Here is a 15955-nt window from a genome sequence, read left to right on the forward strand (position 1 = left end):
CATGTTTAATGATGAAGTGGCTTACTATTTTGATGGTTCAATGGTTGGACTGTTGAGCTGTGTTTTTCGTGCATTTCAATTTAAAGAATTACAGGTCAGGCTTTGCTTGAATGATGCGGCTCAACATGGCTTATTTGCTGATAAAATTGAGGTTTCAAATAACGAGCAACATGCAGAACGTGTTTGGTCAGCGCTACAAAAAAAGCTTTCATCTTCTTCGCTAAAACAATTCTATTTTGCTTATTTGTCTGAATCTTTAGATGCCTATCAGCATTTATTTAATTACTGTATTTATGTGTTTACTAGCCATGTTTCCATAGAAAAAGATTATTCAAATCCTAGTGTTTTAGCGATTGCGCAGTGGACGAAAAAGGTCGGGCGAGAGAAGCATCGGATGGAAGCTTTTATTCGATTTAAGAAAACCAAAGATGAGCTTTTTTTGAGTTTAGTACGTCCTGATTTTAATGTTTTACCGCTTATTCAGCCACATTTTAAACGGCGTTATCAAGATCAACGTTGGCTTATTTATGATGAACAACGCAAATTTGGAATCTATTATGATTTACGTGAAATACATGAAGTTTCACTCAAAGCCTCTGAGGTTGACCGCAATTTAAAAAATGGGATGAGTCAAAGCTTTCAGCTTGAGCTTGATGAGCAGGAAGTTTTATATGATCAGCTTTGGAAGGATTATTTTAATAGCGTTAATATTACTGAACGCCAAAATATAAAACTTCATGTGCAATATTTACCAAAAAGATACTGGCGCTATTTAAATGAAAAATTAATTTAATATTAAAGTTTTAAGATAGTAAAAGTATATTCAACAAGTTTTCTGATAATTGAAAGATATAATTTAAATGCACTTTATGTAGCTTTGGGCGTATACTTTTGCCCGTTATAAATAACGGCATATCCCCTAAGGTGTACTGTGAGTGTTATACAGCGAGAATGGTTACAGATTTTAAAGCCAAATTTTAAGGTTTTACCCTTAAAAGAACGGTTACTTTGTGGCGTTGGAGCGCTATGTGGTTTAGCAATTTCCTCCTTAATTAGCTGGTATGTTCTCGGTGGAATTAATGCATGGTACATCGCCCCAATGGGAGCCTCATCCGTTCTTCTTTTTGCTGTGCCGACCAGTCCCTTGGCTCAGCCTTGGAATGTGATTGTTGGTAATACCTTAGCCGGAATTATTGGTGTAGCCTGTGCACAGTGGATTCCTGATTTAACTACAGCTTTTAGTGTCGCAGTAGGTTTTGCCATTTTTTTAATGATGACTACCGACTCTTTGCATCCGCCAAGTGGTGCAGTTGCGATTACAGCCGTGCTGGGTGGGGCAGCAATTCATAAGTTGGGCTTTTACTTTATTTTTTATCCAGTTTTACTCAATTCGTTACTTCTACTTGGGTTTGCTGTTTTCTTCAATCGATTGATTGGGCGACATTATCCGGTTACCGCGCATGTAAATGAACGTAGTAAAGACCCAACGCCAACTCAAAAAGTATCAATTCAGCCGAAAGATATTGAGTATGCATTAGGCCATCACACTGAACTTTTAGATATTAGCCAATACGACTTAGAAAAAATCATTTTAGAAGCTCAGGAACATGCCAATGAGCGTATGGTAAATCAATATATCTGTCAGGATATTATGAGCCGTGATGTGATTAAACTACATGAAGATGATGATATTCATCAGGCACTCGATAAGTTTAAACAAGTGAACTTAATGAGCCTACCTGTAGTAAATGCAGAAAACCATTTGGTCGGAACTTTAGCGTTATATGAAGTCGTAGAGTGGTTTAAAGGTGCAGCCGACCCAAGGAATTCTTGGCAGCATTACGTAAAACAAATTATGAGCCGTAGAGTGGTTACCGTACTGCCAACTCAACCTATTCAAGATTTGGTTCCATACTTTGTTGAAAAGTCTTTTAATTACATTCCTGTTGTTGAAGATCGTAAGCTTATAGGAATGATTAGCCGTGCAGATATGATTGCTGCATTACAGCAACAGTTAAATCGAAAGCTTTAATTTTTAGAATAAAAAAAAGCTACGGTTGATTAGGGGATGCAACCGTAGCGACCAAAGTTATGAATTAACGTACTTGTTCTTCATTTACTGTTCGGACGGATTGTCGATAGCCTTCAATATGTTCTGGCTGTTTTTTCGGAATCACTAACCATAAAACCAGATAAACTAAAATTCCTGGAAAGGCAGCACTCATAATTGAGATCAAAACAAAAATGACACGTAGTAAAGTTACGTTCCAACCAAAACGTTCAGCAATACCACCCATTACACCGGCGATCATGCTGTGTCGGTTCGAGCGATATAAACCAGAACTGGCCATCTAATTCTCCTTTAAGATAAAAGTTACAAGAAGCTATTGCCCTTGCTTAATAAAAATATGGAGACAAAATAACGGGTTTAAAGTCCTTTAAAAAGTAAAATAGTTAAAATATGTAAAGGATTGAAAGGAACGAAACCAACATCTACTAAAATGCACCCTTTCAGGGCTTAAGAGTTTAAAGCGGCAATCAGCTAATACTTGATTTGAAGTGTAAATATAGCTGTTGCTGTTATCTGTGAATAATGTATATGTCTTTGAAGTGGTCTCGTTTTTCAGTTAAGCATGTGGTTGTAGTGGCTGCGATGTGCATGACACTGAGTGCTTGCGATATAAACCATACCAATTCAAAAGATCACTCGACTACAAGTTCTAGTTCTAATCATGAAGAAAACTTAATAAAAAGTAGTACATCTATAAAAACATTGGATTATGTCGCTGGACGAACTTTCTTACCTGAAGATACCTCAGATCAAACCCAAAAATTAAACGCAGCCTCATTGCAATATGTAGGGCGATATCATACTCGTATTTCATGCGAGGATGCTTTTGCTGATTGTGAATCAGGCGAAGCAGAGTACATTTTAAATTTATTACCAAATGGGTCGGCTTATTGGAATGTTGTTCATTTTGGTCGTGTGGGAAGTAAAGACGGGGCTAAAAGTGCCGCTGTAAATCAATTATGTCCTACTCTAAATTGGAAAGTGGATGAAAAAGAGCGTGAGTTAACGATTCAATGTCCATTATCTAAAGTTAATTTTTATTTTAATATTGATTCAAATAAAAGATTGGTCACAAATTTAGAAAAATTACTTTATAGCGACTATGGAAAAAATCGTGAATTTTTAGAGCAAAACTATTTTGTTCCAAATCAGGCTTATGTTTTAACTAAAGAATAGATATCCGATAAATATAAAAAAAGAGCGCAATATTAAATTGCGCTCTTTTTATTTTATGACTTAAAAATCATTAGTAGTCGAAGCTAAAGTGTTCAACTGGTAATGATGTTAATGTGCGAGATGTAGTCACCATTGATTCTGCATGACCTTGAGCACGTGGCAATAAACGGTCAAAGTAGAAATCAGCAACTTTGATTTTTGCTTTATAGAACTCAGCAGTTTCTTGGCCGTTACCTGCTTCTAATTTTTCAGAAGCAACCACAGCTTGTTGAGCCCAGAAATAAGCCATCATCACGTAGCCTGAGAACATCAAGAAATCTACAGAAGCAGAAGATACGATGTCGCGGTCTTTACGTGCAGCAAGCATGATACGAACTGTTAAAGTGTTCCACTGAGCACAAAGCTTAGTTAAGTCCCAAGCAAAACGACGTAAATATTTATTACGTGCATGTGCAGCACAGAATTTTAAGATTTCAGCAGTGTATTCACGAACTACTTTACCTTTTGAACTTAACAACACTTTACGACCAATTAAGTCGAGTGCTTGAACACCAGTTGTTCCTTCATACAAAGTCGCAATACGTGCATCACGTGCGATTTGCTCCATACCCCATTCTTTAATGTAGCCATGGCCACCGTAAACTTGCATACCGTGGTTAGCAGCTTCTAAACCAAGTTCAGTTAAGAAACCTTTTAAAATTGGTGTATAGAAACCAAGTTTATCATCGTAGTCTTCAAAAGCAGCTTGATCACCACGTGCTAAAGCATCTGTCATTTTGTCAGCGATTTGAGCAGCGTAGTAAATCATAGAACGACCGCCTTCAGCGATTGCTTTTTGAGTTAACAACATACGGCGTACGTCTGCATGGTGAATGATTGCATCAGCAACTTTATCTGGATCTTTTTTACCAGAAAGCGCACGCATTGACATACGATCTTTGGCATATGGTAATGCGCCTTGGAAAGATAACTCAGCGTGTGCAATACCTTGAACAGCAGTACCAATACGTGCTGTATTCATGAAGGTAAACATTGCATGTAGGCCTTTGTTCACTTCACCGATTAAATAACCAGTTGCATTATCAAAGTTGAGTACCGCAGTTGCAGATGCACGGATACCCATCTTGTGTTCGATTGAACCACAAGCGACTGTATTACGCTCACCAACACCGCCATCAGCTGTAGGCATGAATTTTGGTACGATGAATAATGATATACCGCGCGTACCAGCAGGTGCATCCGGAAGGCGTGCAAGTACGATGTGAATGATGTTTTCAGTTAAATCATGTTCACCGGCAGAAATGAAGATTTTTGTACCGGTGATTTTGTAACTACCGTCTGCTTGAGGTTCAGCTTTAGTTTTTACCTGCCCTAAGTCTGTACCACATTGAGGTTCGGTTAAGCACATTGTGCCGCTCCAAGTGCCTTCAACAAGCTTAGGCATATATGTTTGTTTTTGCTCATCAGTACCGAATTGCAAAATAGTGTTCATACAACCAGAACTTAAACCTGGGTACATGGTAAATGACCAGTTTGCAGTACCCATCATTTCTGATTTAATCAGGTTTAAAGACATTGGAAGGCCTTGACCACCAAATTCTTCTGGGTAAGAAAGACCTTGCCAACCGCCCATTACGAATTGGTCATAAGCTTCTTTAAAGCCTTTAGGAGTAGTTACTTCGCCGTTGTCAAAATGGCAACCTTCTTCATCACCAGATTGGTTAAGTGGCGACAATACGTTTTCACAATAATCTGCCGCACCTTCAAGAATCATATCAACAGTATCTGGATCAGCATTTTCACCATTTGATAAAGTTTTATAGTGAGCAGGGTAATCTAGTACTTCATTCATTAAGAAGCGGATATCGTGTAGGGGAGCTTTATATGCTGGCATGGCTTTAATCCTAATTTTGAATCATTGTGGGATTATCTGTATCGATGATTTGATTATTCACTCGCATGATAAAAATACAATGTTAATCGCACCCGAAAGAAATGTCAGAAAAGCGAATTTTGTCGAAAATAAATACACCTGAAATTATAATTTCTGCTACATTCAGGACTTATACTTTTATGTGAAAAAACAACTAATTTTCTTATTTTTAGCAAGTTTTGTTAAAAAGATAAAGCGATAAGGTTTTAAAAAAGGTTATGCATTTAAAATATCTCAGTTTATGTTTATTTAGTTTAGGTTTGACTGCTTGTGCGCAGCATAACCTACGTCCATCGGTAGCATCTACTCAGTTAGATCAAAAAGTCATTCAGGGTATGAATGCAATATATGAATACCCAAGCTATGACTATCGTGGGCATTTTAAAGTTAGTGTTGATCCAAATCAGTCAAAAAAAATAAATAATGTAGAAAAAACAGTGCAGCTAGATGCTGCAGTGCAAAAAAAAGTAGATCAATATTTACGTGAACAAAAAATTAATTTGAATAAAAAACAGAAGCAGGCCCTGTATGCCGCAATTGCAAATGAGCAAGCGGACTCGGGCATTTCTGGTGAATCACGCTCAGAAAAAGTAAACGCCGTATTAATTAATTTGTTAAATGATCTTCAATTTAGTTACGATGGTTCGGTTCATTATCGTCAAAAAATGGGGTCTTTAAACCTTACAGCAAGGTATGAAAAACCGACGCTTTTGGTACAGGCAAAATTGCCAATGGTACTCGATCTGAAAGATTATAAATTTTACGTTAATTATTTCGGATTAATGCCTTATTTGGTCAACAAAGATAATCAAAATAATTTGGCGTATGTCGATTTTTCAAAATATAAAAATCTGTTCACGAATGTCGATATGAAGAAATTCGTTGAATATGCGAAAGCTTCTGGCGCTGTATCTTATCGTTTGGCTGAACCGCAAAATTTACAGCGCTTATCAGTTAGTGACGCTGAGCGTAAAGCGGGGATTGTAGAGAAGATTCGTTTAAAAGATACGGTTGAAGCGTTATTACTACAATCGGAGCTCTATAGTCAGGTCAATGCAAAATATTTGCAAAAAAATGTTTTTGGATTTGATGAAGAAAAAATTGCCGAATCTATAGCAACTGAATTAGCTGCTTCGGAAGCGAAGAGAAAGGTAGGTGGTGCTGAGGAGCAGAAAGTTTCTTCAGAAGATGCAGCAGCAGTTAGCCAACAACTTTACTCACTTATTAATGCTCATTTCGGCAATGCTTTAGATTCTGAGTATGGTGATGAAGACCAATCAAGTACAGTTCAAGATGAGGCAGCCGAAGAGGAAGCTTCTGATACGGCTCAAGCCGAAGATGTTGCTGTAGCAGATGCTGAAGAAGTCACACAAGATGAAGAAGTGGCTTCACTCACAGAAGATCAGTGTGTCGAATTACAGTCTCAAAAAAGTTCCGTTGCCTTAGGTGATATTAATTACTGTCAAATTTACGGTATTGATGTGCTTGATCAGAGCGCTGTAAATACCGAAAAAACTCAGATTAAAGCTCGTCAAGCTGCATTGAAACAAACTTTTGCTGCTTATGATCAAAACCAGTTTGTTGATGATGAAGCATTCAAAGCTCTATGGATCAAGCATAAGGCAGAAATTGAACAAGCTTTACCAAAACAACGAAATCCGGTTGCGATTGATGTCGGACTGGATGAAAAGGGCCGTTTAGTCAACGCGGATTATGATATTGCGTATACACCAGCTGAATTTAACCATCGCTTTAATATTAAAGCAGACATGCAAATTCTCAATTATGGTAAAGCGACCCCAATTAATCAGCAGCAGCTTAAACAAGCTAAATCAGTTGCAGAGGCAAGTAAGGGTTCGTTATTTGAAAACTTCGTAAAAGGATTTAGTGAAAAACTTGGGCAGAGTGACGTTTCTGAGCACCCAGTTGGCGCACATAGCGATGTACAAGATTTAGACTCGACTCTGGCGCTGTTGGCTAACCAAACTTATGATGCAACACGTGCCTATGATAAAACGTATAAGACTGTGTTTATTGCAAAATTGACTGCCGAAAAACCGTCATATATTCATTATTATTCAGTTCAACAGTTGCAAGAAATTGCCGAGGTTTATGCCTACTGGTTCTCTGAAGAAGAAACTTATAATCCTCAAGGTAAGGCTTTAGAGCGTATAGAAGCATTGCAGAAAAAGCATCATCTTGAGCAAGAAGACCAATTTGATAATGACTTAGGCCGAGCTGTGGACCATATTGTGATCACAACAATACAAGGTGAAGCTGGGCGTGAAGCATGGCAAAAACTACAGAAACAATATAAGCAACCTGAACAGCTTTTCTCAAAACAGTATCAATTAGAGTTTGAAAAACAAAATGGTAGTTCTGATGAAGAAAAACACTTGTTGTCAGAAACAGCTGATATTTTAGGTAAAGTTTATGTCGCTGCTCGCAAACAGCAACTTACGGAAAAAACAATTCAGAATTTAAAACCTGAACATAATGAATTTATTGATTATGAGATTTTCCGAGATGTTTATAAGCAGATGGTTGCAGCTAAAAAATAATAGCTGAGATAAAAAGAACCTACTTAAGTAGGTTCTTTTTTGACTTATAGAAAATCTTTTAATTCTGGCTTTACGCCATTCCAGATATAGAAAGCTTCAATGGCTTGGCCAACGAGCATGCCAAAACCTTCGGCATAAGGCACATTGCGTTGTTTAGCTTGCTCAAGGAAGCTGGATGGCTTGCCATAAGCCATTTCATAGGCATATTTGAACTCTAAATTTTCAGGTAGTTGTAGTGCTTCACCTGAAAGGCTTGCAGAAGTTGCATTAATTACAATATCAAATTTCCCTTCTAGCTCATTTAGAGAAATGGCTTGTAATTGAGCTTGCGGAACTGTCGCTTTTAGGTCATCTACAAGTTGTCCAGCACGAGCAAGAGTTCGGTTTGCAATCACAATCTTTTTAGCACCAGCCTGCACAAGCGGGTAAATAACACCACGAGTTGCACCACCAGCTCCTAAAATTAAAATGGTTGTATTTTCTAAGTTCCAATCTAAAGCTTGAATTGCGGCAACTAAGCCTTGGCCATCTGTATTGTCACCATGCAATTTGCCATCTTCCATCCAAAGTGTATTTACAGCTTTGGCAATTTGAGCACGTTCAGTCAGCACATCACACAAAGCAAAAGCCTGTTCTTTAAATGGTACGGTAACGTTCATGCCACTCCCGCCATTTTCAAAAAAACTACGCATACTCGGCTCAAAACCATCAAGAGGGGCAAGACGTTTTTGATAGTCGAGATCGACACCTGTTTTTTGAGCGAAAGCATGATGCAATTCAGGAGAGCGTGATTGTTCGATGGGGTTGCCAATTACTGCAAACTGTTTGGTCATTCTTATATCCAAAATTTTAAAATGGCATGAGGCAGATAAAGTCTGTACTGAATTTTCAGCAGGTCTCACTATAAGTCAAATTTTAATAAGAAAAAATATTTGAATGAGATTCAGAAAAGTGAAAATAAAAAAGGAGATTCTTTAGGGTGGAAGCCAAAGAATCTCCAAAAAGCAAAAAATTAAGCGACTTTTTCTTTTAGGTTTAACCAATCACGTGGTTTTAAGTAATAATCGGTTAAACGTTTCTCTGGTGAGTCTTCATCCCATTCTGGACGATATGACCAAGCTGCAAGATTAGGCAGGCTGACTAAAATAGATTCGATCCGTCCACCTGTTTGTAAGCCAAACAATGTTCCGCGGTCATAGACTAAATTATATTCGACATAGCGACCACGACGGTAAAGCTGGAACTCTCGTTGAGCTTCGGTATAAGGCTGTTCACGATGTTTTTCAAAAATTGGCAGAATGGCATTTAAATAACCATTACCTACAGCTTGAATATATTTAAAGCAGGTTTCGAAATCCCAGCAATTTAAATCATCAAAGAATAAACCACCGACACCACGCTGTTCATCTCGATGTTTTAGATAGAAGTAATCATCACACCATTTTTTATGTTCAGCGTAGACATTGTCGCCAAAAGGCTGGCATAGGTCATGTGCGGCTTGATGCCAATCGATAACGTCTTGTTCATCTGGATAGAACGGGGTTAAGTCAAAACCACCGCCAAACCACCAAATTGGATCTTGTCCTTCAGGTTCTGCAACAAATAAACGTACATTGGCATGGGAGGTTGGAATGTTTGGATTTTTGGGATGAATGACTAATGACACACCAAGCGCTTGTGCTTTAGCACCAGCAATTTGAGGATGTCTTTCTGTAGCAGAAGCGGGCAGTTTACTAATGTTGATGTGAGAAAACATCACACCACCTTTTTCAATCACGGTGCCATTTTGTAAAACTCGTGAACGACCACCACCACCTTCTGGACGTTCCCAATCATCAATAATGAATTCACCCGTACCACCGCCAGCTTTTTCTTGTTGTTCTAAACCAGCACAAATACGGGCTTGTAAATCGAGGAGAAATTCGCGGACACGTTGAATATCTGTTGAAGTCGGATGTTGCATAGTGACCCTCAAAGATGATTGAGATAGGAGATAGATACATCAAAACACAAAACCATAAAAAAAGTAAGGGATTTTTAAGAAATGTCTTAAGAATCCCTTCCAATTATTTTTAAGTTTATAATTTTGTTTTAGAAATCATCTTTTTGATAAAGGTGATCCATGCGTTCACGTTTAGTTTTTAAATATTGTTCATTAAAAGGATTACGTCCAACCGTTAACGGAACACGACCAACCACATTAATACCTTGATCCTTGAGTGCCTGAATTTTCAAAGGATTGTTAGTAATTAACTTAACTTCTTTTACTTTTAAGTGATCGAGCATAATGCTACACATGTCATAACGGCGCGCATCAGCTGGCAAATTTAAAAGTAAATTTGCATCTACCGTGTCATGACCTTGATCTTGTAAGGCATACGCACGAATTTTATTCGTAAGCCCAATACCACGGCCTTCTTGGCGTAAATATAAAATAACGCCTTGACCTGCTTCGTTAATGAGCTTTTGAGTTGCCTGTAATTGAGGGCCGCAGTCACATTTTAATGACGCAAAAGCATCACCTGTTAAGCATTCTGAATGAACACGTACTAAAACAGGGCCTGTGGGTGGATTTTCTAACCCTTTAGACAGTGCCACATGTTCTTCACCTGATACTGGATCTTGAAACACAGAAATATTGAATTCACCAAAAGCGGTCGGGAGTTTTGATGTTGCAATGAACTCTATAGGCACAGATTAACTCATCTTTTAACCGAAAACGGTTTAAAGTATAGCGTAATGCTGGGAGATTGGTCGAATTGTCATAATCATTTTGAGCACTAAGGTTTTCTTTTTTGTATAAAGAAGACGATAATAGTTGATAAATAGTCAGATTATTCAGGATAATCTGCCAACCATACCCATACTGTATGAGAGACTGCTTTGCATGACCTCGTTCGCAAATGTGGCTGATTGAAGGTGACTTCATTCGATTGTATGATCGACCCATTTTGACCCAGCTTAGGATTTGCCAGGCTTATAAAGGCTTTGCCACATATGTTGTATACCGAAATTCCAACTCAACGCCCTGTTACGCCATTGTTAGATGCAATTGATCATCCTCAACAATTACGTCAGCTCGAGCATAGCCAATTGGTTCAAGTGGCTGATGAGTTGCGTCAATATATTTTATATGCAGCAGGCCAGAGTGGTGGCCATTTCGGTGCTAACCTCGGCGTGGTTGAGCTGACGGTTGCGCTGCATTATTGCTTTAATACTCCAAATGACCGATTAGTTTGGGATGTAGGACATCAGGCGTATCCACACAAAGTCTTGACTGGTCGCCGTGAGCAAATGACAACAATCCGTGCTAAGAACGGTTTAGCAGCATTTCCAGCTAGAGAAGAATCAGTTTTTGATACTTTTGGTGTAGGGCATTCATCAACTGCAATTTCAGCAGGTTTAGGAATGTCTTTAGCTCGTCGCTATCAAAATGACCCATGTGAAGTGGTTTGTATTGTGGGTGATGGCGCAATGACAGCAGGTATGGCATTTGAAGCCATGAACGATGCTGTGGCACACGATGCCGATTTAATTGTTGTACTTAATGACAATGACATGTCGATTTCTTGCAGTACAGGTGGTTTTGCTAAGCATTTAGCTGCAATTTGGGAAAAAGGCCATTTAGTTAACGTCGATGAACATGGAGAGGCTTATGTACAGCCACATCCGAAATGGACGTACAACTCTCGTTTACATCAATCGGCAACAGATGCGGCCGATAATTTATTTAAAGCGATTGGTTTTGACTACTTCGGTCCTTTCGATGGACATGATGTAAATCAACTCGTTCAAGTATTTAACGCATTAAAAAAACGTAAAGGTCCACGCTTAGTCCACGTCTATACTAAAAAAGGTAAAGGCTTTACTCCGGCAGAAGCTGACCCAATTACCTATCATGCAATTGGCAAAATTAATGCGACTTCAGCAGGTAAAACGCCACCAAAATATTCTGATGTATTTGGTCAATGGTTGTGTGATGAAGCTGCACAGGATGAACGTTTATTAGCGATTACTCCAGCCATGTGTGAGGGCTCGGGCATGGTTAAGTTTGCTAAAGAATTTCCAAAACGTTTCTTCGATGTTGCAATTGCCGAACAGCATGCAGTAACACTTGCAGCAGGAATGGCGTGTGAAGGGTTAAAACCTGTTGTTGCAATCTATTCAACATTCTTGCAACGTGGTTACGACCAACTTATTCATGATGTTGCATTACAAAATCTTGATGTAACTTTCGGTATTGACCGTGCTGGTTTGGTTGGTGAAGATGGTCCGACCCATGCTGGTGCATATGACTATGCATATATGCGGACAGTTCCGAACATGGTCATCATGGCACCAAAAGATGAAAATGAATGCCGCCAGATGTTGCATACTGCCTATGCTTATAATGGGCCAGCAGCAGTACGTTACCCTCGTGGTGCGGGGGTAGGCGTTGAAATTCAGCAAGAGCTAACTGCTATTGAATTAGGTAAGGCAGAAATAGTCGCTGAAATTAAACCTGCTTGTGATGAGCAGATTACGATTTTAGCGTTTGGTAGTCGCGTTATGGTTGCGATAGAAGCTGCTGAGCAGTTTGCACAAAAACATGATGTTGGTGTGCGTGTTGTAAATATGCGTTTTGTGAAACCACTTGATGAAAAAATTATTCGTGATTTGGCTGAACATACACAATTATTTGTAACTGTTGAAGAACACGCGATTATGGGTGGTGCAGGCAGTGCAGTAAATGAGTTCATGGCACAAGAACAAATTGTTAAACCTATCATTAATTTAGGTCTGCCAGATTTGTTCTTACAACAGGCATCACATGGTCAAATGCTACAAGATTGTGGGCTAGATGCTAAAGGTATTTTGAGCTCAATTGAACGAGCTTGGCTTAAGCTAAATCAGGTGGTTTAAGCCTTTAATAAAATTTTTGAAACATTTTTTCCCATAAAGCGCATTCATTTGCTAAAATGTATGCGCTTTTATGCATTATTCTTTGTCAAAATCTTCAAATTTGTATTGTAGTGGGTGTTCAATGGAACCTATGGTGGTTATGGCTGCGCGTGCGGCTCAAACAGTTGGTCAAGAGCTTTTAAAAGCGCATCAAAATCGTCATAAACTCGATTTGCAAGTTGAAGAGAAAGGCATTGATGGCCCAGTAACACGTGTAGATCGTTATTTGGAACAATTGACGATTGATACATTACGTAAAAGTTATAAAAACCATAGCTTCTTAGGTGAAGAGTTCGGTTTGCAAGAAGGCAAAGGCCACGATGCAGACTGGTGCTGGGTAATCGACCCACTTGATGGCACGCAAAACTTTATTAATGGTTTCCCTCATTTCTGTATTTCTATTGCAGTTCAGCATAAAGGCGTTACTCAACACGGCGTAATCTACGACCCAGTACGTGACGAATTATTCTCTGCAAGTCGCGGTCGCGGTGCGGTGATGAACCAACGCCGTATTCGTGTAAATGTAAAAGATACTTTAGAAAATACATTCTTGGCAGTAGGCCATCCATACCGTGCTAAACGTGCTGGTGAGATCGTGTCTTATGCAGAACAACACTTTGCTTCGTTATTAGCTGTTACTCAAGCAGGCGCACAAATTCGTCGTGGTGGTTCAGCTGCCCTAGATTTAGCATATGTTGCTGCTGGTCGTTTTGATGGTTTCTTTGAACTTGGTTTAAAACCATGGGATATCGCTGCTGGTGAGCTTATTATTAAAGAAGCGGGCGGTGTAGTGGTTGACGCACGTGGTGGTAATGAGTCTCTTGAAAACGGTCAAGTGCTTGCAAGTTCACTCAAAATGCTAAAACCTTTAATGCAAACTGTAGTTCCAGCTTGGGGTCAAGCTGCAAAATAATTTAATTATTTATAAATAAAACCCTCTATTATCAGAGGGTTTTATTTTTTAAGTAATTGGTAAATTTTAGTTAGTTCAATAAATATAAAGAAAGTTGATTAAAACACATGACTTTTAATTTCTTTCTGCTATAATCCGCCCACGCACTTAAATTTCCGTTCATTACCTGAACATTCTGTTCTATTCATTGTAAGCGCACGCTGTCCATAGAGAGGACCATTTCTTGCGCCCCGATCGCTCAGCGATTCTTCAGGTTCGGCCGTAATCAAGCGTGCGTTTAGTCCACATCGTCGTTACTCGGATTGCTGCTGAAAAAAACGTTTCAGCTAACTTTGCTTTGCCGCTTTGTGCCGATGTCTATTTTGTATTTATTAAAAATGGAGCACCCACTAGGGTGAAACTCTCTATGAGCAAAACTTTTGCCGAATTTTCTTTGCATGAAACCTTACAACAAGCGCTTGAAGGTTTAGGTTTTACTACCCCGACTCCTGTGCAAGAACAATCTATTCCTGCAGCTTTAGAAGGAAAAGACCTTCTAGTATCTAGCCAGACTGGTTCTGGTAAAACTGCGGCATTTTTATTACCGACATTACATAATTTAGCTGGTCAAGAAACTTTTGTTCCGTTCAAAGAACGTATGAAAGCTGTGACCCAACCTAACATTTTAGTTTTATGCCCAACACGTGAATTGGCTCAACAAGTTAGCCAAGATGCGATTGCTTTCGTACGTCACATGAAAGGTGTTCGTATTGCTGCAATCATGGGTGGTATGCCTTTTGGTAAGCAAATCCAACAGCTTAAAGGCGCGCAAGTTATTGTTGCGACTCCTGGTCGTTTATTAGATTTAGTTAACCGTCGTCAATTAAAGTTAGACAAAGTTGAAGCTTTAATCGTTGACGAAGCTGACCGTATGTTAGACCTCGGCTTTTCTGAAGATTTAGAAGCGATCAGCGATTTAGCTGGTAACCGCCGTCAAACATTAATGTTCTCTGCAACTTTCGCTGACCGTATTATTCGTCTTGCTGAGCGCATGATGAATGAACCTGAGCGTATTGCAATTGAAACAGGTCACAGTACAAACACTGACATCACCCAAACTTTACACTGGACAGATGGTTTCGAACACAAGAAGAAACTTCTGACTCATTGGTTGGCTGATGAAACTCTTGATCAAGCGGTTGTATTCGCGAGCACTCAAGAAGATACAGATATGTTGGCTGAAGAACTTGCAGAAGCAGGTCACTCTGTAGTTGCACTTCACGGTGCAATGCCACAAACAGTTCGTAACCGTCGTTTACGTAGTATTCGTGAAGGTCGTGCAAAAATCTTGGTAGCAACTGACGTTGCTGCACGTGGTCTTGACGTACCGACAATTTCACACGTAATTAACTTCGGTTTACCAATGAAACATGAAGACTATGTACACCGTATTGGTCGTACAGGTCGTGCTGGTCGTACAGGTCAAGCAATTACTTTAGCGACTTATCGTGAACGCGGTAAAATCCGTGCGCTTGAAGACTATTTAGATGCACGTTTAAGTGTTTCTGAAATTGAAGGCTTAGAGCCATCTCCACCTCCTGCTCGTTCAGGTCGTGATGGCGGTGGTCGTGGTCGTGGCGGCAACGGTGGTCGTGATGGTCGTCGTGGTGGCGGTTTTGGCGGTGGTCGTCGTTTTGAAGGCGAAAGCAACTTCAAACGCCGTGAAGGTGGTCGTGATGACCGTCCACGTCGTAGCTTTGATGACAAACCACGTGGTGAACGTCCATTCGGTGGTGAAGATCGTCCACGTCGCGAGTTCAATTCAGATCGCCCACGTCGTGAAGGTGGTTTTGAAGATCGTCCACGTCGTGAGTTCAACTCAGATCGTCCACGTCGCGAAGGTGGTTTCAACGATAAACCGCGTTTTGACTCAAATGATGACAACCGTGGTAACCGCGTAGATTACAAACCACGTCGTGAAAATGGTTTTGGTGATCGTCCAAAACGTAATTTCGGTGGTGAAGATCGTCCACGTCGTAGTTTTGATGACAAACCTCGTGGCGAGCGTCCATCATTTGGTGGCGAAGATCGTCCACGTCGTGAGTTCAACTCAGATCGTCCACGTCGCGAAGGTGGTTTTAACGATAAACCGCGTCGTAGCTTTGATGATAAACCACGTGGTGAGCGTCCAGCGTTTGGTGGCGAAGATCGTCCAAAACGTAGCTTCGGTGGTGAAGATCGTCCACGTCGTAGTTTTGATGATAAACCGCGTCGTAAATTCGACCGTTAATCAAAAGTTCGTTTAAAGAAGGGCCAGTAGAAATACTGGCCTTTTTTATTTTTCAGTTTTGTTATAAAATAACAAAGTGTGAATTGGTTCA

At 39.7% G+C, this 15955-nt stretch carries 12 protein-coding genes; 7 read left to right on the forward strand and 5 right to left on the reverse strand.

From position 1 onward, the window contains the following. The first annotated feature begins 1 nt into the window (after position 1). Both MKX14_RS08180 and MKX14_RS08185 read left to right on the forward strand, forming a co-directional pair. Complete coding sequence (locus tag MKX14_RS08180) at positions 2–793, forward strand: TIGR03915 family putative DNA repair protein (RefSeq protein ID WP_240282236.1); 792 nt, start codon at positions 2–4, stop codon at positions 791–793. Positions 794–931: 138 nt separating this feature from the next. Further along, complete coding sequence (locus tag MKX14_RS08185) at positions 932–2032, forward strand: HPP family protein (protein ID WP_240282237.1); 1101 nt, start codon at positions 932–934, stop codon at positions 2030–2032. Positions 2033–2096: 64 nt separating this feature from the next. On the opposite strand, the gene MKX14_RS08190 is transcribed toward MKX14_RS08185, so the two are convergent. Beyond that, positions 2097–2351, reverse strand: coding sequence for a PspC domain-containing protein (locus MKX14_RS08190; RefSeq protein ID WP_002116779.1), 255 nt, complete (start codon positions 2349–2351; stop codon positions 2097–2099). A gap of 248 nt (positions 2352–2599) precedes the next feature. Between MKX14_RS08190 and MKX14_RS08195 the strand changes: the two genes are divergently transcribed. Continuing rightward, complete coding sequence (locus MKX14_RS08195) at positions 2600–3247, forward strand: hypothetical protein (RefSeq protein ID WP_014207770.1); 648 nt, start codon at positions 2600–2602, stop codon at positions 3245–3247. Positions 3248–3317: 70 nt separating this feature from the next. Here the strand turns inward: MKX14_RS08195 and mmgC are convergent, their stop codons facing one another. Then, positions 3318–5141 carry an acyl-CoA dehydrogenase C-terminal domain-containing protein gene (gene mmgC, locus MKX14_RS08200; RefSeq protein WP_002116803.1) on the reverse strand — a complete coding sequence of 608 codons (1824 nt, stop codon included), beginning with the start codon at positions 5139–5141 and terminating at the stop codon, positions 3318–3320. A gap of 257 nt (positions 5142–5398) precedes the next feature. On the opposite strand from mmgC, the gene MKX14_RS08205 reads away from it, so the two are divergent. After that, positions 5399–7741, forward strand: coding sequence for a hypothetical protein (locus tag MKX14_RS08205; protein ID WP_240282238.1), 2343 nt, complete (start codon positions 5399–5401; stop codon positions 7739–7741). Positions 7742–7785: 44 nt separating this feature from the next. On the opposite strand, the gene aroE is transcribed toward MKX14_RS08205, so the two are convergent. The 3 genes from aroE to ribA all read right to left on the reverse strand — a co-directional run bounded on the left by aroE (position 7786) and on the right by ribA (position 10435). Then, positions 7786–8574: a shikimate dehydrogenase gene (aroE, locus tag MKX14_RS08210; protein ID WP_240282239.1), complete on the reverse strand. Its 789-nt coding sequence runs from the start codon at positions 8572–8574 to the stop codon at positions 7786–7788. 179 nt (positions 8575–8753) lie between these two features. After that, positions 8754–9704, reverse strand: a complete 951-nt coding sequence (gene hemF / locus MKX14_RS08215) for an oxygen-dependent coproporphyrinogen oxidase (protein ID WP_005067232.1) — start codon at positions 9702–9704, stop codon at positions 8754–8756. A gap of 128 nt (positions 9705–9832) precedes the next feature. After that, positions 9833–10435, reverse strand: coding sequence for a GTP cyclohydrolase II (gene ribA, locus MKX14_RS08220; RefSeq protein WP_002116908.1), 603 nt, complete (start codon positions 10433–10435; stop codon positions 9833–9835). 303 nt (positions 10436–10738) lie between these two features. On the opposite strand from ribA, the gene dxs reads away from it, so the two are divergent. From dxs to deaD, 3 genes are all read left to right on the forward strand, one after another. Beyond that, positions 10739–12643 (forward strand): 1-deoxy-D-xylulose-5-phosphate synthase, encoded by a 1905-nt coding sequence (gene dxs / locus MKX14_RS08225; protein WP_240282240.1) that lies wholly within the window; start codon positions 10739–10741, stop codon positions 12641–12643. Positions 12644–12764: 121 nt separating this feature from the next. Next, a complete protein-coding gene (gene suhB / locus MKX14_RS08230; RefSeq protein WP_002117045.1) occupies positions 12765–13595 on the forward strand; it encodes an inositol monophosphatase family protein in 831 nt (276 codons plus the stop codon). Between the two features lie 406 nt (positions 13596–14001). Next, the gene (deaD, locus tag MKX14_RS08235) at positions 14002–15864 is read left to right on the forward strand and encodes a DEAD/DEAH box helicase (RefSeq protein WP_108010020.1); all 1863 of its coding nucleotides are present in this window, start codon (positions 14002–14004) and stop codon (positions 15862–15864) included. Positions 15865–15955 lie beyond the last annotated feature (91 nt).

This window comes from Acinetobacter pittii, from assembly GCF_022449185.1.
In the GTDB taxonomy this organism is placed as follows: Bacteria; Pseudomonadota; Gammaproteobacteria; order Pseudomonadales; family Moraxellaceae; genus Acinetobacter; species Acinetobacter pittii_I.